The organism is Streptomyces sp. NPDC059443, from assembly GCF_042750105.1.
Classification (GTDB): Bacteria; Actinomycetota; Actinomycetes; order Streptomycetales; family Streptomycetaceae; genus Streptomyces.
Genome location: NZ_JBHYVM010000063.1, coordinates 1 through 17,692 on the forward strand (window position 1 = coordinate 1; position 17,692 = coordinate 17,692).

General features: G+C 70.8%; 15 protein-coding genes. 11 read left to right on the plus strand and 4 right to left on the minus strand.

Features of this window, described 5'->3' with window-relative positions:
• Window positions 1-1,129 (plus strand): ATP-dependent helicase C-terminal domain-containing protein (locus ACFXDJ_RS35440; RefSeq protein WP_384851267.1); only part of this gene is annotated, 1,129 nt, incomplete at its 5' end.
• 10 nt (window positions 1,130-1,139) lie between these two features.
• On the opposite strand, the gene ACFXDJ_RS35445 is transcribed toward ACFXDJ_RS35440, so the two are convergent.
• The 3 genes from ACFXDJ_RS35445 to ACFXDJ_RS35455 form a co-directional block, all read right to left on the minus strand.
• Window positions 1,140-2,114, minus strand: a complete 975-nt coding sequence (locus ACFXDJ_RS35445; RefSeq protein WP_384660171.1) for a DUF3068 domain-containing protein — start codon at window positions 2,112-2,114, stop codon at window positions 1,140-1,142.
• A 14-nt stretch (window positions 2,115-2,128) separates the two neighbouring features.
• Window positions 2,129-2,269, minus strand: a complete 141-nt coding sequence (locus tag ACFXDJ_RS35450; protein WP_327307299.1) for an SPW_0924 family protein — start codon at window positions 2,267-2,269, stop codon at window positions 2,129-2,131.
• A 99-nt stretch (window positions 2,270-2,368) separates the two neighbouring features.
• Window positions 2,369-3,583 carry a lytic transglycosylase domain-containing protein gene (locus ACFXDJ_RS35455; RefSeq protein ID WP_384660168.1) on the minus strand — a complete coding sequence of 405 codons (1,215 nt, stop codon included), beginning with the start codon at window positions 3,581-3,583 and terminating at the stop codon, window positions 2,369-2,371.
• 244 nt (window positions 3,584-3,827) lie between these two features.
• Between ACFXDJ_RS35455 and ACFXDJ_RS35460 the strand changes: the two genes are divergently transcribed.
• Entirely contained in the window at window positions 3,828-4,703 is an 876-nt protein-coding gene (locus ACFXDJ_RS35460) for a DUF4184 family protein (protein ID WP_384660165.1), read from the plus strand.
• A 47-nt stretch (window positions 4,704-4,750) separates the two neighbouring features.
• Here ACFXDJ_RS35460 and polA read toward each other — a convergent pair whose 3' ends face one another.
• The gene (polA, locus tag ACFXDJ_RS35465) at window positions 4,751-7,471 is read right to left on the minus strand and encodes a DNA polymerase I (RefSeq protein ID WP_384660163.1); all 2,721 of its coding nucleotides are present in this window, start codon (window positions 7,469-7,471) and stop codon (window positions 4,751-4,753) included.
• Between the two features lie 124 nt (window positions 7,472-7,595).
• Between polA and ACFXDJ_RS35470 the strand changes: the two genes are divergently transcribed.
• The 9 genes from ACFXDJ_RS35470 (at window position 7,596) to ACFXDJ_RS35510 (ending at window position 17,563) form a co-directional block, all read left to right on the plus strand.
• Complete coding sequence (locus ACFXDJ_RS35470) at window positions 7,596-9,866, plus strand: FdhF/YdeP family oxidoreductase (RefSeq protein ID WP_384660161.1); 2,271 nt, start codon at window positions 7,596-7,598, stop codon at window positions 9,864-9,866.
• Window positions 9,867-9,921: 55 nt separating this feature from the next.
• On the plus strand, window positions 9,922-10,398 hold the full coding sequence (locus ACFXDJ_RS35475; protein ID WP_384660158.1) for a PaaI family thioesterase: 477 nt from the start codon (window positions 9,922-9,924) through the stop codon (window positions 10,396-10,398).
• A gap of 38 nt (window positions 10,399-10,436) precedes the next feature.
• The gene (locus ACFXDJ_RS35480) at window positions 10,437-10,886 is read left to right on the plus strand and encodes a hypothetical protein (RefSeq protein ID WP_384660156.1); all 450 of its coding nucleotides are present in this window, start codon (window positions 10,437-10,439) and stop codon (window positions 10,884-10,886) included.
• Window positions 10,883-11,518, plus strand: coding sequence for a Tat pathway signal sequence domain protein (locus ACFXDJ_RS35485; RefSeq protein ID WP_384660152.1), 636 nt, complete (start codon window positions 10,883-10,885; stop codon window positions 11,516-11,518). Before ACFXDJ_RS35480 ends, ACFXDJ_RS35485 begins: the two co-directional genes overlap by 4 nt.
• Before the next feature lie 300 nt (window positions 11,519-11,818).
• On the plus strand, window positions 11,819-13,051 hold the full coding sequence (locus ACFXDJ_RS35490) for a branched-chain amino acid ABC transporter substrate-binding protein (protein WP_384664158.1): 1,233 nt from the start codon (window positions 11,819-11,821) through the stop codon (window positions 13,049-13,051).
• A gap of 149 nt (window positions 13,052-13,200) precedes the next feature.
• Window positions 13,201-14,130, plus strand: coding sequence for a branched-chain amino acid ABC transporter permease (locus tag ACFXDJ_RS35495; RefSeq protein WP_384663605.1), 930 nt, complete (start codon window positions 13,201-13,203; stop codon window positions 14,128-14,130).
• 5 nt (window positions 14,131-14,135) lie between these two features.
• The gene (locus tag ACFXDJ_RS35500; RefSeq protein WP_384663603.1) at window positions 14,136-15,950 is read left to right on the plus strand and encodes a branched-chain amino acid ABC transporter permease; all 1,815 of its coding nucleotides are present in this window, start codon (window positions 14,136-14,138) and stop codon (window positions 15,948-15,950) included.
• 3 nt (window positions 15,951-15,953) lie between these two features.
• The gene (locus tag ACFXDJ_RS35505) at window positions 15,954-16,850 is read left to right on the plus strand and encodes an ABC transporter ATP-binding protein (protein ID WP_384663600.1); all 897 of its coding nucleotides are present in this window, start codon (window positions 15,954-15,956) and stop codon (window positions 16,848-16,850) included.
• Complete coding sequence (locus ACFXDJ_RS35510) at window positions 16,847-17,563, plus strand: ABC transporter ATP-binding protein (RefSeq protein WP_250744986.1); 717 nt, start codon at window positions 16,847-16,849, stop codon at window positions 17,561-17,563. Before ACFXDJ_RS35505 ends, ACFXDJ_RS35510 begins: the two co-directional genes overlap by 4 nt.
• The last annotated feature ends 129 nt before the right edge of the window (window positions 17,564-17,692 follow it).

A 17,692-nucleotide genomic window follows, 5' to 3' on the forward strand; every position in this document is an offset into this window, starting at 1 on the left:
CCTTCCCGAAACCGGGGCTCCGCCCCGGACCCCGGCAAATCCAGCCTCGCCGGCGTTTGAGGCGCGGGGGTCCGGGGGCGGAGCCCCCGAGAGGCCTGGGCGGAGCCCGGTTTCGGGAAGGGGCGGGGTGGGGGAAGGCTCCGTCCCCGACGACACCGCCGCCGGGCTGGTCGCAGCCCTCGCGTTCCCGGAGCGGATCGCCAAGGCCAAGGGCGCGGGGACCTTCCTCATGGCCTCCGGGACCGGGGCCGAGCTCCCCGACGGGTCACCGCTGCGCAGCGCGCCCTGGCTGGCCGTAGCCGTGGCCGACAGGCCCCCGCACTCCGCGTCCGCCCGGGTCCGCCTCGCCGCCCTCGTCGACGAGGACACCGCCCGCGCCGCCGCCGGCCACCTCTTCCACGCGGGCGAGGAGGTGCACTGGGAGGACGGAGACCTGGTCGCCCGCTCCGTGGAGCGGCTCGGCGCCATCGAGCTGGCCGCACGGCCCCTGCGGAACCCCGACCCGGACCTGGTGCGCGGGGCCCTGCTCGAAGGCCTGCGCGCCGAAGGCCTCGGCCTGCTCCGATGGACCCAGGACTCGGAAGCGCTCCGGGCCCGGCTCGGCTTCCTCCACCGCACCCTCGGCGGCGCCTGGCCGGACGTGGCCGACGACCTGGAACTCCTGACCCGCGCCGACGACTGGCTGGAACCCGAGCTGTCGCGGGCCCGCCGCCGCACCGACCTCGGGCGGATCGACGCCGGGCAGGCCCTGAACCGCCTGCTGCCCTGGGCCACCGGCGAGGCCTCCCGGCTCGACGAGCTGGCTCCCGAGCGCATCGAGGTGCCCAGCGGTTCCCGGATCCGCGTCGACTACGCCTCCGAGCACGGACAGCCCGTACTCGCCGTGAAGCTCCAGGAGCTGTTCGGACTGGCCGAGACGCCCCGGATCGCGGGGGTGCCCGTACTCGTCCACCTGCTGTCGCCGGCCGGCCGTCCGGCCGCCGTCACCGCCGACCTCGCGTCGTTCTGGCAGGGCGGCTACCGCGCCGTCCGCGCCGAGCTGCGCGGACGCTACCCCAAGCACCCGTGGCCGGAGGACCCGGCGACCGCCGAGCCCACCCGGCACACCAACGCCCGGCTCAGGCGCTGACCGGCGCCCCTCAGACGGCCTGGTCCTCCTCGGGCCGCCGGCCGCGCGCCTCCAGCCACAGTGCGAGCCCGAACAGCACCAGCCCGGCGGCCGCGAGGCCGATCGGCGCGTACGTGTGCAGCGCGAGCACCTTGATCCGGTTCGACTTGACCAGGGCGACGGTGGCGTCGCTGTAGTCCTCACGGATCTTCACGTCCCCGGCGAAGACTGTGAGTCTGCCGTCGGGCGCGCTGCCCGCGATGCTGCCGCCGCGCATCTCCTGCTGGATCTGCTGCTCGGCGTTGACGGGCGCGCCGGTCACCGGGTCGACCCAGAACATCGCCTTGACCGTGTACCACATGCTGGTTCCCGTGACCTGTTCGAAGGTCGCCGGGTCGATGCCCTCGATCGGCATCTTCTTCGGCAGCGCGACCTTCGTCCAGGGGACGGTCTGCTCGTAGTAGTAGACGTCCACGCCCTTGAACTTGCGCGGCCCGACGTAGTGGATGGGCGAGGAGCTACGGGTCTGCGCGTCGAAGTAGAGGTAGTCGCGCGGCTCGGTGAAGAAGGGCCACTTGAACTCGATGCCCTCGCGCTTGACCGGGTCCCCGTCCACCATCTCGCCTGTGGCGTGCACCGGGTCCTGGGAGTGGGCGTCGAAGATGTAGCGCTCGGGGATCTGCGAGACCATCTTCCCGTCCGGGCCCATGATGTAGCTGAGCGTGTCCCAGACCACCACGTCCTTGCCGGCGCTGGCCTCGATCTCCTTGGACGCCTCGACGTTGCCCTTGAGGGTCTGGACGATGGTGACCTTGTCGACCTTCTTCGGCTTCATGCCGTCGGTGTAGTCGAGGAGGGTCGCGTCCTTCGCCTCCAGCACCATCTCCTGGTACTGGTTCGGCGGGATCTTCGCGAGCCTGGGGTACGCGTACCAGCGCAGCAGCGGTGCGAGGGCTGCCAGGAACACGGCTACGGCTAGCAGGACGAGGCTTGCTCTGCGTCGCATGACCGGGCCCTCCTCTACTTTCCGGGCGCGGCGGGCGCGGTGGTGAGCAGGGGCTTCGGTGAGGTCTTGCCTTCCGGCGCTCCCGTCGCCGTGATGGCGAAGACGAGGAGCGCCGCGAGGACGAGACCGCTGGCGGCGGCGACGATTGCGCGCATGCCGGGGCCTCCGGAATCTGATTGGGCGTCAGGGCGGGGGCACCGTAGCAATGCGGGTGACAGATGAGAACCGTTTGCGCCACCGATGACCTCGGCGGGTCAGGGGGCCGCCGTGGGCTTCGGGGGCGCGGCGGACGGCGTGGGGCTGGGGGTGGGGGACGGCACGGGCTTGGGCGTGGGGGTGGGGGTGGGCTTGGGCGTCGGCTTGGGGGACGGAGTGGCCGAAGCCGAAGGGGTAGGAGTGGGCGTGGGAGTCGGCTCCGGGGTGGGAGTCGGACTCGGCGTGGGAGTGGGAGTGGGTGTGGGCGTCGGCTCGGGCTTCGGCGCAGGCGTCGGAGTCGGGCTCGGCGTAGGCGTCGGGGTAGGCGTCGGAGTCGGGCTCGGCGTAGGCGTAGGCACAGGGGTAGGCGTCGGCTGCGGGGTCGGCTTCGGCTTCGGCTCCGCCGGGGCCCCGCTGCCGCCGCGGTCCGGGACCTCGTGCGTCCCCTTCAGGTAGTACGTGAACCACGAGCGCACCGTCCGCAGGTACGCGTCGGACTGGTTGTACGACAGCACCGCCCGGTCGAGATCCGCGTCCACCCGCAGGTCCCGCGTACCGGCGCACAGGTAGCGCCCGGCGGCGAGCGCGGCGTCGTAGACGTTGCTGGGGTCGCGCTTGCCGTCGCCGTTGCCGTCCTGGCCCCACGAGGCCCAGGTGGACGGGATGAACTGCATCGGCCCGACCGCCCGGTCGTACCGGGAGTCCCCGTCGTAGGCCCCGCCGTCGGTGTCGGGGATGTTCGCGAAGCCGTTGCCGTCGAGCACGGGGCCCAGGATCGGCCGCAGCGTCGTACCTGCGGCGTCGACCTGGCCGCCGCGCGCCTGACCGGACTCGACCTTCCCGATCGCCGCGAGGAGCTGCCAGCGCAGCCCGCACCGGGGATCGCTCGCGCCGACCGTCTGCTCGGCGTGCCGGTACGCGGCGAGCACGGTGGCCGGTATCCCCTGCGCGCCCTCCGCCCCGCCCATGGTCACCGGCTCGTTGCCCCTCCCCGCTCCGGCGGCCGCGTCGGCGGCCGCTTGCGCGGGCTGCGACGTCCCGTCCTCGGTCAGCAGCACGGCCGGCGGCTCGGGGCTCACGAGCGGCGGGAGGGCGGTGAAGTAGGAGCCGTCCCCGCCGGATCCGCCGGATCCGCCCGCCGCCGGACCGGCCTGCGGGCCTGCCTCGCCGGCCGCGGCCGTCTCCTCGCGGGGACCCGCTCCCGGCCCTTGGGACGCGGTCATCACTGCGGCCACCAGGGCGGAGACGAGGACGGCGCCCCCGCCCTTGCGCATCACCCGCCCCAACCGGGCGGCCGCCCCCGCCGCCTTCCGTACCGACGTCCGTACCGATGTCCGTGCCGGTATCCGTATCCGATCGCCCACGAGCCGGACCCCCCGCTCCCCCTAGAAGTCCGCGTGACCCTACGTCAACTCGCTGTGCGGGGCACGCATCGCGGTCCGGAATTCACGACTTCCCCACGAGTCGTGCAGGTCACCCATACTGGGCGCACTGTTCGAACAGTCCTGACGAGGTGCCATGCCGTTCACACTCAGCCATGCTGCCGCCGTGCTTCCGGCCGTCCGCCGGACCGGCCGCGCCCGGGGGCCGCTCGTCGCCTCGGCGCTGGTCTTCGGCTCGTTCGCGCCGGACACGTTCTACTTCGCGGACGCCGTGGTCGGAGGCGTCATGCGGTACGGGGACTTCACGCACTCGCTCGTCGGCGTGGTGACGGCCGACGCCGTGCTGACCGCCGCCTTCGCCGCCTGCTGGCTGCTCCTGCGCGAGCCGCTGATCGCGCTCCTGCCCCGCTCCTGGCGGGGCCGCGCCCACACCTTCGTACGGGGTGAGCGGTGGCGCGGCCGTGAACTGCCCTCGCTGGCGCTCTGGTTCTACCTCTCGGCGGTGGCCGGCTCCCTCACCCACGTGGTGTGGGACAGCTTCACGCACCCGGACCGGTGGGGCACCAACGCGCTGCCGGACCTCGTCCGGGTGCGCGCCTACGGCCTGCCCCTCTACTCGTACCTCCAGTACGGGACTTCGGCGATCGCCGCCTGTGCCCTGGCCTGGTTCACGGTGACGGCCCTGCGCCGGCTGCCGCGCTCCCCCGCGCCCGCCTCCGTACCCGTACTCGGCCGGGCGGAGGCCTGGGGCGCGATCCTGCTGCTCCTGGTGTGCGTGACGGCCGGGGTCACCCTGCGCGTGCTGCGCTTCTTCACCGTCTACGACCGCATCCGCACCCCGCTCGACATCATCCCGACCGTCTGCTTCGGCGCGGGCGGCGGCCTCGCCGTGGGCCTGCTCCTGTACGGGGCCCTCGTCCGCCTGCGTCACCGCGGCGGCCGGCGCCCGGGGAACGGGAACCGGCACTCGGGCAGCGCCGAGGAAACGCGAACGCCCGTCCCCCTGTCATAGAGGAGGACGGGCGTCGCGGTACGGGCCGGTACGCGCCGGTACGGGGATCAGTGCGCGGCGGACTCCCAGTCGGGGCCGACGCCCACGGACACGTCCAGCGGGGCCCGGAGGTCGACGGCGGCGGCCATCTCGCGGCGCACCAGCTCCTCCACCCGCTCCCGCTCGCCCGGGGCGATCTCCAGCACGATTTCGTCGTGGACCTGGAGCAGCAGCCGCGACTTCAGCCCGGCGCCGGTGATCGCCTTGTCGACGCGGAGCATGGCGACCTTGACGATGTCGGCGGCGGTGCCCTGGATCGGGGCGTTCAGCGCCATCCGCTCGGCGGCCTCGCGGCGCTGGCGGTTGTCGCTGTTGAGGTCGGGCAGGTAGCGGCGGCGGCCGAGGATCGTGGCCGTGTACCCGGTGGCGCGGGCCTCCTCGACGACGCGGCCCAGGTAGTCCCGGACTCCGCCGAACCGCTCGAAGAAGGTGTCCATCAGGCCGCGGGCCTCGCCGGGCTCGATGTTCAGCTGCTGGGCGAGGCCGAACGCGGAGAGCCCGTAGGCCAGACCGTAGGACATGGCCTTGATCTTGCGCCGCATCTCGGCGTCGACCTCGGACCGCTCGACGCCGAACACCTGGGAGGCGACGGTGGTGTGCAGGTCCTCACCTGTCGAGAACGCCTCGATGAGGCCCTCGTCCTCGGAGAGGTGCGCCATGACGCGCAGCTCGATCTGGCTGTAGTCGGCGGTCATGAGGGACTCGAAGCCCTCGCCGACGACGAACCCGCGGCGAATCGCGCGGCCCTCGTCGGTGCGCACCGGCACGTTCTGCAGGTTGGGGTCGGTCGAGGACAGGCGTCCGGTCGCGGCGACGGTCTGGCTGAAGCTGGTGTGCACCCGGCCGTCGGCGGCGACCGTCTTGACCAGGCCTTCGACGGTGACGCGCAGCTTGGCCTGCTCCCGGTGACGGAGCATGATCACCGGCAGTTCATGGTCGGTCTGCGTGGCCAGCCAAGCCAGCGCGTCCGCGTCCGTGGTGTAGCCGGTCTTGGTCTTCTTCGTCTTCGGCAGGTCCAGCTCGCCGAAGAAGACCTCCTGGAGCTGCTTGGGCGAGCCGAGGTTGAACTCGTGGCCCACCGCCGCGTGCGCCTCCTTCACGGCCTGCTGCACGGCCGCGGCGAACTGCTGCTCCATCGCTTCGAGGTGCGGCTGGTCGGCGGCGATGCCCGCCCGCTCCATCCGGGCCAGCAGCTCGGACGTCGGCAGCTCCATGTCGTGGAGCAGCTCGGCGGCGCCCACCTCGGGCAGCTTGACGGCGAAGGCCTCGCCGAGGTCCAGGACGGCACGGGCCTGGGCCATCAGGGCTTCCGCCTCGGCCGTGTCGTCGGCGCCGAAGGCGAGCTGCCCGTCGGCGGCGGCGGGCGCCAGCTCCCGGTGCAGGTACTCCATGGACAGCACGTCCAGGGCGAAGGAGCGGCGGCCCGGCTTGACCAGGTACGCGGCGAGCGCGGTGTCCATGGTGACCCCGGCGAGGGTCCAGCCCTGCTCCGGGAAGACCCGCATCAGCCCCTTGGCGTTGTGCACCACCTTGGGCTTCGCCGGGTCGGCGGCCCAGGCGGCGAAGGCCTGCTCGTCGGCCTCGTCCAGCGCGGACGGCTCGAACCAGGCGGCGGCGCCTCCGGCCGAGGCCAGCGCGATCTCGGAGACCCCGCCGGTGCCCAGAGCCCAGGTGTCCACGGTGGAGACGCCGAGCGGGCCGGTCGCGTGGCTCGCCAGCCACGGCGCGAGCTCGCCGGCGCCCAGCACGGAGGCGTCCAGTTCCACGGCGGCCACCGGAGCCGGGGCCTCCTCCTCGGCAGCGCCCGGGTCCACGGCGAGCAGCCGCTCGCGCAGCGAGGCGTTGCGGATCTCCAGCACGTCCAGGACGGTGGTGACGGCGCTGCGGTCGTACGGGGCGCGTGCCAGCTCGGCGGGGGTCTTGGGCAGGGCGACGTCCTTGACCATCTCGGTCAGGACGCGGTTGAGCTTCACGGCCTCCAGGTGGTCCCGGAAGTTCTGCCCGGCCTTGCCCTTGACCTCCTCGGCGCGCTCGACGAGCTCCTTGAACGACCCGAACTGGGTGATCCACTTGGCGGCGGTCTTCTCGCCGACGCCCGGGATGCCGGGGAGGTTGTCGGACGGGTCGCCGCGCAGCGCCGCGAAGTCCGGGTACTGCTGGGGGGTGAGGCCGTACTTCTCCTCGACCTTCTCCGGGGTGAAGCGGGTCAGCTCGGAGACGCCCTTGGTCGGGTAGAGCACGGTGGTGTGCTCGGAGACCAGCTGGAAGGAGTCCCGGTCGCCGGTGACGATGAGCACGTCGAAGCCGAGGGCCTCGGCCTGCGTGGCCAGCGTCGCGATCACGTCGTCGGCCTCGAAGCCGTCGACCGCGAACCGCGGCACGCTCATCGCGTCGAGGAGCTCGCCGATCAGCTCGACCTGCCCCTTGAACTCGTCGGGGGTCTTGGAACGGTTCGCCTTGTACTCGGGGAACTCCGCCGAGCGCCACGTCTTGCGGGACACGTCGAACGCCACCGCGAAGTGCGTGGGCGCCTCGTCGCGCAGCGTGTTCGCCAGCATCGACGCGAACCCGTAGATGGCGTTGGTCGGCTGTCCCGTCGCGGTGGTGAAATTCTCCGCGGGCAGCGCGAAGAACGCCCGGTACGCCAGGGAGTGCCCGTCCATGAGCATCAGGCGGGGGCGGTCCGCTGCGGTCGGCTGGTCGGTCTTCTTCGATGCTGAATCTGCCACGCCCCCGATCCTAGGTCCCCCCACCGACAATTCCGGCGACGGCGATGTCCGCAGGCCATGGCAGGATCGGATGTGAGTCGAAAACCGCGTGGCACCGTCGCCACGCTGCTCGAAGGGGAGCGACATGGCCACCAAGCCGCCCGCAGGGGATCCCGTACAGGACGCGCCGCAGGTGACGCCCCCCAAGCACGCGGCCGCCGGCCTGCCCGCCATCGGGCACACGCTGAGGATCGCGCAGCAGCAGATGGGGCTGGCGCGCACCGCCCGCACCCTCCTCAAGGTCAACCAGAAGGACGGCTTCGACTGTCCCGGCTGCGCCTGGCCCGAGGGGGACAAGCGGCACACCGCCGAATTCTGTGAGAACGGCGCCAAGGCCGTCGCCGAAGAAGCCACGCTGCGCCGGGTCACCCCCGAGTTCTTCGCCGCGCACCCCCTCTCCGACCTGGCCGGGCGCTCCGGCTACTGGCTGGGCCAGCAGGGCCGGATCACCCAGCCCATGCTGCTCGAAGCGGGCGGCGACCGGTACGAGCCGGTCAGCTGGGAGCGGGCCTTCGCCGTCATCGCGGAGGAACTGCACGCCCTGGACTCCCCCGACGAGGCCCTCTTCTACACCTCGGGCCGCACCAGCAACGAGGCGGCGTTCCTCTTCCAGCTGTTCGTCCGCGAGTTCGGCACCAACAACCTCCCCGACTGCTCGAACATGTGCCACGAGTCTTCGGGCTCCGCGCTGAACGAGACGATCGGCATCGGCAAGGGCAGCGTCTCCCTCGAAGACCTCCACCAGGCCGACCTGATCATCGTCGCCGGGCAGAACCCGGGCACCAACCACCCCCGCATGCTCTCCGCGCTGGAACAGGCCAAGTCCGCCGGCGCGAAGATCATCTCGGTGAATCCGCTGCCCGAGGCCGGCATGGAGCGGTTCAAGAACCCGCAGACCCCGCTCGGCATGCTCAAGGGCACCGCCCTCAACGACCTGTTCCTCCAGATCCGCATCGGCGGCGACCAGGCCCTCTTCCGCCTCCTCAACAAGCTGGTCATCGAGGCGGACGGCGCCACCGACGAGACGTTCATCCGCGAACACACCCACGGGTACGAAGAGTTCGCGGCCGCCGCCAAGGACACCGACTGGGCCGAGACCCTCACCGCGACCGGCCTGACCCGGCCCGACATCGAGCGCGCCCTGGCCATGATCCTGGCCTCGAAGCGCACCATCGTCTGCTGGGCCATGGGCCTCACCCAGCACAAGCACTCCGTCGCCACCATCCGCGAGGTCGTCAACCTGCTGCTCCTGCGCGGCAACATCGGCCGCCCCGGCGCCGGCGTCTGCCCCGTCCGCGGCCACTCCAACGTGCAGGGCGACCGCACCATGGGGATCTTCGAACGCCCCGCGCCCGCCTTCCTCGACGCCCTCGACAAGGAATTCGGCATCACCTCGCCGCGCGAGCACGGCTTCGACGTGGTCCGCTCCATCCAGGCCCTGCGCGACGGCGAGGCCAAGGTGCTCTTCGCCATGGGCGGCAACTTCGTCGGCGCCACCCCCGACACCGAGGTCACCGAGGCCGCGATCCGCCGCGCCACCCTGACCGTGCACGTCTCCACCAAGCTCAACCGGTCCCACGCGGTCACCGGCCGGCGCGCCCTGATCCTGCCCACCCTCGGCCGCACCGACAAGGACGTGCAGGCGGGCGGCAAGCAGTTCGTGACCGTCGAGGACTCCATGGGCATGGTCCACTCCTCGCGCGGCAACCTCGCCCCCGCCTCACCGCACCTGCTCTCCGAGCCCGCGATCGTGGCCCGCATGGCCCGCGCCGTCCTCGGCGAGGCATCGAAGACGCCCTGGGAGGAGTTCGAGCGGGACTACGCCGCCGTCCGCGACCGGATCTCCCGCGTCGTCCCCGGCTTCGAGGACTTCAACGCCCGCGTAGCCCGCCCCGGCGGCTTCCAGCTCCCGCACGCCCCGCGCGACGAGCGCCGCTTCCCCACGAAGACCGGCAAGGCCAACTTCACCGCCGCCCCCGTGGAGTACCCGCGCGTCCCTGCGGGCCGGCTGCTCCTGCAGACCCTGCGCAGCCACGACCAGTACAACACCACCATCTACGGCCTCGACGACCGCTACCGCGGCATCACCGGCGGCCGCCGCGTCGTCATGGTCAACCCGCTCGACGCGGCGGAGCTCGGGCTCGCCGACGGCTCGTACACCGACCTCGTCAGCGAATGGCGCGACGGCGTGGAGCGGCGCGCCCCGGGCTTCCGCGTGGTCCACTACCCGACCGCCCGCGGCTGCGCCGCCGCCTACTACCCCGAGACCAACGTGCTGGTGCCCCTCGACTCCACCGCGGACACCAGCAACACCCCCGCGAGCAAGTCCGTCGTCGTGCGCTTCGAGACGGCCTGATAGAACGATCCGAGGACAAGATGGTTAACGATCGTTGACGAACGGAGTCACCCCCATGGGCGAGCAGCACGCGGTGAAGTTCCCGCAAGAGGTCATCGACGAGTACGCGGCCCTGGGCATCGACCTGCCCTCGCTGTTCTCCGCGGGTGACCTCGGCAAGCGGATGGACATCCGGATCCTCGAAGCCTCCGCCGACCGCGTCGTCGCCACCATGCCGGTCGAGGGCAACACCCAGCCCTACGGACTCCTCCACGGCGGCGCCTCCGCCGTGCTCGCCGAGACCATCGGCTCGGTCGGCGCGATGATGCACGGCGGCAGCACCAAGATCGCCGTCGGCGTCGACCTGAACTGCACCCACCACCGCGGCGCCCGCTCCGGCCTGGTCACCGGCGTCGCCACCCCCGTGCACCGCGGCCGCTCCACCGCCACCTACGAGGTGGTCATCACCGACGAGCAGGACCGCCGGGTCTGCACCGCCCGCCTCACCTGCCTGCTGCGTGACCTGAACCCGCAACAGGACGGCAACAACTAGCCGTTGCCCTCGCAGCGGCGCCGGTCTAGCGTTCCCGCATGGGATCCGGACCGGCGCCGCGGCGCGCCGCGGCCACAGCGCGGACGACGGCCACAGCGGCACTGCTGGCCGCCGCGCTGCTCGGCTGCGCCGACACCGGCGCCGCCACCCCCGGCCCCTCCACCGCCGGTCCGCCTTCCGGCACCCAGCCGGGCGCACCGGAGCCCACCCCGCCCGAGGGGCTGTGCACCGCCCTGATCACCCACTGGGCCGGCGTCGTCCTCGACGCCGACGCCGATCCCGGGGCCGACACCGGCCACCTCGACTACCAGTCCATGGGCCTGTCCGGCGGCCAGAACGAGATCCTGCTCGCCGTCCTCGCCGACGCCCGCGCCGAACAGCGCGCCAAGGGCCCCGCAGCCGCCCGCGAGCTCACCGCCCGCGAGGCGCGGCGGCGCTGCGCCGAGCGCTACCGCTCCGGCACCCCGTCCGGCGGTCCCTGGCGATGAGCGGCGGCATCGGCCCGATCGAGCCCGGAGAGGGCACGCAGGCCCACGAGGGCCCGCGCCCCGTTCCCCGTACGCCCCCGGCCGTCCGGCGGGCCCGCGAGGCCTACGAGAGGCACCGGCGGGCCGTCCTGGCCCTCGCGGCCCTGACCTGCGCGTCGGCCCTGGTCGCCGGCGGGGCCGCGCTGTACGCGGCCAGGCCGCGCCCGGTCCCGTACACGCCGCCCGCGCCCTCGCAGGCCTTCTCCCTCGCCTACGTCGGGCCGGTCGAGCCGGACCCGGCCGGGAGCACCTTCGCGTTCACCGTCCGTGTGCGCGCCGAGGCCGGGCCCGCCATCACCCTGGAGCGACTTTCACAGCCCTCGCAGGCCCTGACGGTGGAGGTCCAGCCATCGCTTCCGGCCACGCTCGCGGCCGGGGAAGCGCGTGACCTCGTCGTACGGATTCGGGTGACCGACTGCGTGCATGTGGCACGGAATTCCGGACTCCCTTTCCTCGAAGTAACCCTGAGTAATGAGTTTGAGAAAGAGGATCACAGCTACATCCCAGGCGACCGTTATGCCAGGGATCTCTCCACCGCTCTGACCAGGGCCTGTCCCGCAGTCCGAGACGCGGACACCCCGACGCCGTCATGACCAAAAGGCCCCAGAGTCCTGGCAAGACAGCACTCAAACCGCCCGACGGTCCTCACGTGTCTCACCATGCGGACAAGACGAAACGGCCGGAATTCCCCCGTTCCACCCCCAGAGATCCGCTATGCATTACGCCGCGGCATAACAAGAGAGTCACATCATTGGCCACAGTCCTCCATAACCGGCTGTGACCCGCTTAGAGTCACGGCCAGTCACCGCGACCAGCCGGATTCCTTCAGTTCGGTACCCCGCGTTCGACACGGTGCGTCCCACGGGGGACGCAGTGCCAGGAAAGGACTGATCGTGCGTCAGCGTTCTCTCATTGCCGTGACCGCCGCGCTCGCCGCGGGCGCCCTCACCCTCACCGCCTGCGGATCGCGCAACGACAAGGCCGGCGACACCGGCGACGGTGGCAACACCACGGTCGTCATCGGCGTAGACGCCCCGCTGACCGGCGACCTCTCCGCCCTCGGCCTCGGCATCAAGAACTCCGCCGACCTCGCCGCCAAGACGGCCAACGAGAAGAAGTACGTCAAGGGCGTCACCTTCAAGATCCAGCCCCTCGACGACCAGGCGCAGGCCTCCTCCGGCCAGCAGAACGCCACCAAGCTCGTCGCCGACAAGGACGTCCTCGGCGTCGTCGGCCCGCTGAACTCCTCCGTCTCGGAGTCCATGCAGAAGGTCTTCGACGACGCCAAGCTCGTCCAGATCTCCCCCGCCAACACCAGCCCCTCCCTCTCCCAGGGACCGAAGTGGGCCACCGGCGAGAAGGTCCGCACCTACAAGAGCTACTTCCGCACCGCCACCACGGACGCCATCCAGGGCCCGTTCGCGGCGCAGTACCTCTTCAACAAGGGCGGCAAGAAGAACGTCTTCATCATCGACGACAAGAAGACCTACGGCGCCGGCCTCGCCAACACCTTCAAGGGCGAGTTCACCAAGCTCGGCGGCAAGGTCGTCGGCGAAGGCCACATCGACCCGGACAGCACCGACTTCTCCGCCATCGTGACCCAGGTCAAGAGCTCCGGCGCCGACGTCGTCTACTACGGCGGCGAGTACCCCGCGGCCGGCCCGCTCAGCAAGCAGATCAAGGCCGCCGGCGCCAACATCCCCCTCATGGGCGGTGACGGCATCAACGACAAGAAGTACGTCGAGCTCGCCGGCCCCGGCGCCGCGGGCGACCTGTCCACCTCGGTCGGCGCCCCCGTCGAGAGCCTGCCCTCCGCCAAGGACTTCGTCGCCAACTACACCAAGGCCGGATACAAGGAGGCCTACTCCGCCTACGGCGGCTACTCCTACGACTCCGCCTGGGCGATCATCGAGGCCGTCAAGGCCGCCGTCGACGCCAACAACGGCAAGCTCCCCACCGACGCCCGCGCCAAGGTCCTCGCCGCCGTCCAGTCCGTCTCCTTCGACGGCGTGACCGGCAAGGTCTCCTTCGACGAATTCGGTGACGCCACCAACAAGCAGCTCACCGTCTACAAGGTCGACGGCGCCGACTGGAAGGCCGTCGAGTCGGGCACCCTCGGCGGCTGACCCACCGCGGTCACCCACCGGTAGCCGGTAGTCCGCTCGAACGGCCGGCCACCGGAGCACCACCACAACAGCCACACCTGCCGCGCGGGGCGCGCACAAAAAGCGCCCCGCGCGGTGTCACATCCGTCGAAAGACTCGGAGGACCTGCGGTGCACGAACTGCCGCAACAGCTGGTCAACGGCCTGCTACTGGGATCCATGTACGGGCTCGTCGCCATTGGCTACACCATGGTCTACGGCATCGTCCAGCTCATCAACTTCGCGCATGGCGAAATCTTCATGACCGGCGGATTCGGCGCCCTCACCGTATGGACGATGCTCCCCGGGGGCACCACCATGTGGATCGCCCTCCCCCTCATGCTGATAGGGGCGGTGATCGTCGCCACGCTCATCGCCGTCGGCGCCGAACGCTTCGCCTACCGCCCCCTGCGCACCGCGCCCCGCCTCGCCCCGCTCATCACCGCCATCGGCCTCTCCCTCGCCCTCCAGCAGGCGGTATGGGCCTGGTACCCGGGCGCGAACTCGAAGGTCATCTTCCCCGAGATCCCCGGCGGCCCCTTCAACATCGGCAGCATCACCATCCAGACCGGTGACGTCTTCCTCCTGCTCGCCGCCCCCATCTCCATGGCCATCCTCGGATTCTTCGTCAAGAAGACCCGCACCGGCCGCGGCATGCAGGCCACCTCGCAGGACCCCGACACCGCCAAGCTCATGGGCATCAACACCGACCGCATCATCACGGTCGCCTTCGCCCTCGGCGCCGCCTTCGCGGCCGTCGGAGCCGTCGCCTACGGCCTCAAGTACGGCGAAGTCAACTTCAAAATGGGCTTCCTGCTCGGCCTCAAGGCCTTCACCGCGGCAGTCCTCGGCGGCATCGGCAACATCTACGGCGCCATGATCGGCGGCCTCGTCCTCGGCCTCGCCGAAACCCTCACCACCGCCTACGTCGCCGACATCCCCGGCTTCCAGCAGCTCGGCGGACAGACCTGGGGCAACACCTGGGCGTTCGTCCTCCTCATCCTCGTCCTCCTCTTCAGGCCACAAGGCCTGCTGGGCGAGCGCGTCGCGGACAGGGCGTGAGAACCATGACGACCACCACCACGGACACCACGACCATGAACGCAGCGCCCAAAGGCCTGATCCCGCTCCCCGAGAAGACCGGCCGAGCCCTCGCCACCGCAGGCGGCGCCCTCACCGTCGTCTCCTGCTTCCTCTCCTGGACCTGGACCACCGCGTTCCCCGGCGACCTCACCGTCTACGGATACCCCGGCGGCCTCCAGTGGCTCGTCCTCGTAGGCGGCCTCCTCACCACCCTCTTCGGCCTCTCCTCCTACGGAGTCAAGGGCCTCGGCTGGCTCACCCCGGCCGGCGCGGACGCCGCGATCAAGCTCGCCGCACTCGCCGCCTTCGCCACCACCACGTACACGGTCATCGCGATCGTGAACCTGAACGGCCTCCTCGTCGACCTCGAACCCGGCGCCGGCGTCGCGTTCCTCGTCTCCCTGCTCGCCCTCGTCGGCGCCCTCGCGCTCCCCTTCGAACGGCCCGTCCTCGAAGGACCCGACCCCGACGACAGCAGCTGGGACCAGTACAAGCACAACGCGCGCAACAAGGTCACCACCGTGAAGGCCGCCTTCACCTCCGGCCCGGCCAAGCCCGCACGCGCACTCCCCGCCTGGGCCGAGATCCTCGTGATCGCCGTCGTCCTCGCCATCGGCCTCGGCGTCTTCACGTACGGCATCACCACCCCTTACCAGGAACTCTTCATCGGCTTCCTGATCACCGCCGGCTTCTGCGCCGCCGCCTTCAACAAGGCCGGCCTCATCGCCCGCATCACCACCCTCACCAACCGCCACCGCAACGTCGCCCTCGTCGGCGCCTTCGTCGCGGCAGCCGCCTTCCCCTTCACCCAGACCGACGACCAGTACGCGACCCTCGGCGTCAACATCCTCATCTTCGCCACCGTCGCACTCGGCCTGAACATCGTCGTCGGCCTCACCGGCCTCCTCGACCTCGGCTACGTCGCCTTCCTCGGCGTCGGCGCCTACACCGCGGCCCTGGTCTCCGGCTCCCCCAACTCCCCCTTCGGAGTACAGCTCCCCTTCTGGGCCGCCATCCTCATCGGCGCCGGCGCCTCCATGGTCTTCGGCGTCCTCATCGGCGCACCCACCCTGCGACTGCGCGGCGACTACCTCGCCATCGTGACGCTCGGCTTCGGTGAGATCTTCCGCATCTCCATGAACAACCTCGACGGCGTCTCCGGCCCCCGCATCACCAACGGGCCCAACGGCATCGCCAACATCCCCAACGTCGACCTCTTCGGATTCGACTTCGGCGCCGCCCACAGCATCGCCGGGTTCACCATCGGACGCTTCGCCAACTACTTCCTGCTGATGCTCATGATCACCCTCATCGTGGTCATGGTCTTCCGCCGCAGCTCCGAATCCCGCATCGGCCGCGCCTGGGTCGCCATCCGCGAAGACGAGACCGCCGCCGAAGCCATGGGCATCAACGGCTTCCGCGTCAAGCTCATCGCCTTCGCCCTCGGCGCCACCCTCGCCGGACTCGCAGGCGCCGTACAGGCCCACGTGAACTACACCGTCACCCCGGACCAGTACGTCTTCGCCAATGCCGTACCCCCGAACTCCGCCTTCCTCCTCGCCGCGGTCGTCCTCGGCGGCATGGGAACCATCTCCGGCCCCCTCGTCGGCGGATCACTCCTCTTCCTGATCCCCAACAAGCTCCAGTCCCTGGGCGAGTACCAGCTCCTCACCTTCGGCATCGCACTCATCATCCTGATGCGCCTGCGCCCCGAAGGCATCATCCCCAACCGGCGCAACCAGCTCGAACTCCACAAGGACATGGAAGCGCCCACGGTCCTCGGCAAGGCAGGGGTCTGACCCATGACGACCACCACCACCGAAACCCCCGCCACCACGGCGGAGACCGTCCTCGACGCACGCGGCGTCACGATGCGCTTCGGCGGCCTCACCGCCGTCAAGAACGTCGACCTGACCGTCCGCAGCGGCGAGATCGTCGGACTCATCGGCCCCAACGGCGCCGGCAAGACCACCTTCTTCAACTGCCTCACCGGCCTCTACATCCCCACCGAGGGCGAAGTCCGGTACAAGGGCACCGTCCTGCCCCCCAAGTCCTACAAGGTCACCGCGGCCGGCATCGCCCGCACCTTCCAGAACATCCGTCTCTTCAACAACATGACGGTCCTGGAAAACGTCCTCGTCGGCCGCCACACCCGCACCAAGCAGGGCCTCTGGTCCGCCCTCCTGCGCCTCCCCAGCTTCGGCCGGGAAGAAGCCGCGAGCCGCGAGAAGGCCATGGAACTCCTGGAGTTCATCGGCCTCGCCGACAAGGCCGACCACCTCGCCCGCAACCTCCCCTACGGCGACCAGCGCAAGCTCGAAATCGCCCGCGCACTCGCCAGCGACCCCGGCCTCATCCTCCTGGACGAGCCCACCGCCGGCATGAACCCGCAGGAGACCCGGACCACCGAAGAACTCATCTTCGCCATCCGGGACAAGGGCATCGCCGTCCTCGTCATCGAGCACGACATGCGCTTCATCTTCAACCTCTGCGACCGCGTCGCCTGCCTCGTCCAGGGCGAAAAGCTCATCGAAGGCACCGCCGCCGAAGTCCAGGGCGACGAACGCGTCATCGCCGCCTACCTCGGCGAACCCTTCGAAGGCGCCCCCGGCGCCGAAGAGATCGCGGAGGTAGAAGCAGCCGAGGCACACAGCGAGGCGACGCACAGCACGCCCAGCACGGACGGAGAAGACCGGTGACCGCACTCCTGGAGGTCGAGGACCTCCGCGTCGCCTACGGCAAGATCGAAGCCGTCAAGGGCATCTCGTTCAGCGTCGACGCCGGCCAGATCGTCACCCTCATCGGCACCAACGGCGCCGGCAAGACGACGACCCTGCGCACCCTCTCGGGCCTGATCAAGCCCCGCGGCGGACAGATCAAGTTCCAGGGCAAGTCGCTCAAGAAGATCCCCGCGCACGACATCGTCGCGCTCGGACTCGCCCACTCCCCCGAGGGGCGGCACATCTTCCCGCGCATGACCATCGAGGACAACCTCCTCCTCGGCGCCTTCCTCCGCAAGGACAAGGACGGCATCCAGAAGGACGTCCAGCGCGCCTACGACCTCTTCCCGATCCTGGGAGAGCGCCGCAAGCAGGCCGCCGGCACCCTCTCGGGCGGCGAGCAGCAGATGCTCGCCATGGGCCGCGCGCTCATGTCCCGGCCGAAGCTGCTCATGCTCGACGAGCCCTCCATGGGCCTCTCGCCGATCATGATGCAGAAGATCATGGCGACCATCGCCGAGCTCAAGTCCCAGGGCACGACCATCCTCCTGGTCGAGCAGAACGCCCAGGCGGCGCTCTCCCTGGCCGACCAGGGCCACGTGATGGAGATCGGCAAGGTCGTCCTCTCGGGCCCGGGCCGCGAGCTCCTGGTCAACGAGGACGTCCGCAAGGCGTACCTCGGCGAGGACTGACCCTCCGCCGCGTACGAGTGAGGCGCGGGGCCGGCGGCGGGGGTCCGGGGGGGGGGGGGGGGGGAGGGCGGGGGGGGGGGGGCGCCACCCGCGCCCCCGCGGGGGGGTGTGACTCGCCGGCGAGGGCGG

What these genes read in the sequence shown, in the direction of transcription:
- ACFXDJ_RS35470 (WP_384660161.1), top strand. Translation starts at nt 7,596, where the DNA reads ATGGCCACCAAGCCGCCCGCAGGGGATCCCGTACAGGACGCGCCGCAG.
- ACFXDJ_RS35450 (WP_327307299.1), bottom strand. Translation starts at nt 2,269, where the DNA reads ATGCGCGCAATCGTCGCCGCCGCCAGCGGTCTCGTCCTCGCGGCGCTC.
- ACFXDJ_RS35485 (WP_384660152.1), top strand. Translation starts at nt 10,883, where the DNA reads ATGAGCGGCGGCATCGGCCCGATCGAGCCCGGAGAGGGCACGCAGGCC.
- ACFXDJ_RS35500 (WP_384663603.1), top strand. Translation starts at nt 14,136, where the DNA reads ATGACGACCACCACCACGGACACCACGACCATGAACGCAGCGCCCAAA.
- ACFXDJ_RS35445 (WP_384660171.1), bottom strand. Translation starts at nt 2,114, where the DNA reads ATGCGACGCAGAGCAAGCCTCGTCCTGCTAGCCGTAGCCGTGTTCCTG.
- ACFXDJ_RS35455 (WP_384660168.1), bottom strand. Translation starts at nt 3,583, where the DNA reads ATGCGCAAGGGCGGGGGCGCCGTCCTCGTCTCCGCCCTGGTGGCCGCA.
- ACFXDJ_RS35460 (WP_384660165.1), top strand. Translation starts at nt 3,828, where the DNA reads ATGCCGTTCACACTCAGCCATGCTGCCGCCGTGCTTCCGGCCGTCCGC.
- ACFXDJ_RS35475 (WP_384660158.1), top strand. Translation starts at nt 9,922, where the DNA reads ATGGGCGAGCAGCACGCGGTGAAGTTCCCGCAAGAGGTCATCGACGAG.
- ACFXDJ_RS35505 (WP_384663600.1), top strand. Translation starts at nt 15,954, where the DNA reads ATGACGACCACCACCACCGAAACCCCCGCCACCACGGCGGAGACCGTC.
- ACFXDJ_RS35480 (WP_384660156.1), top strand. Translation starts at nt 10,437, where the DNA reads ATGGGATCCGGACCGGCGCCGCGGCGCGCCGCGGCCACAGCGCGGACG.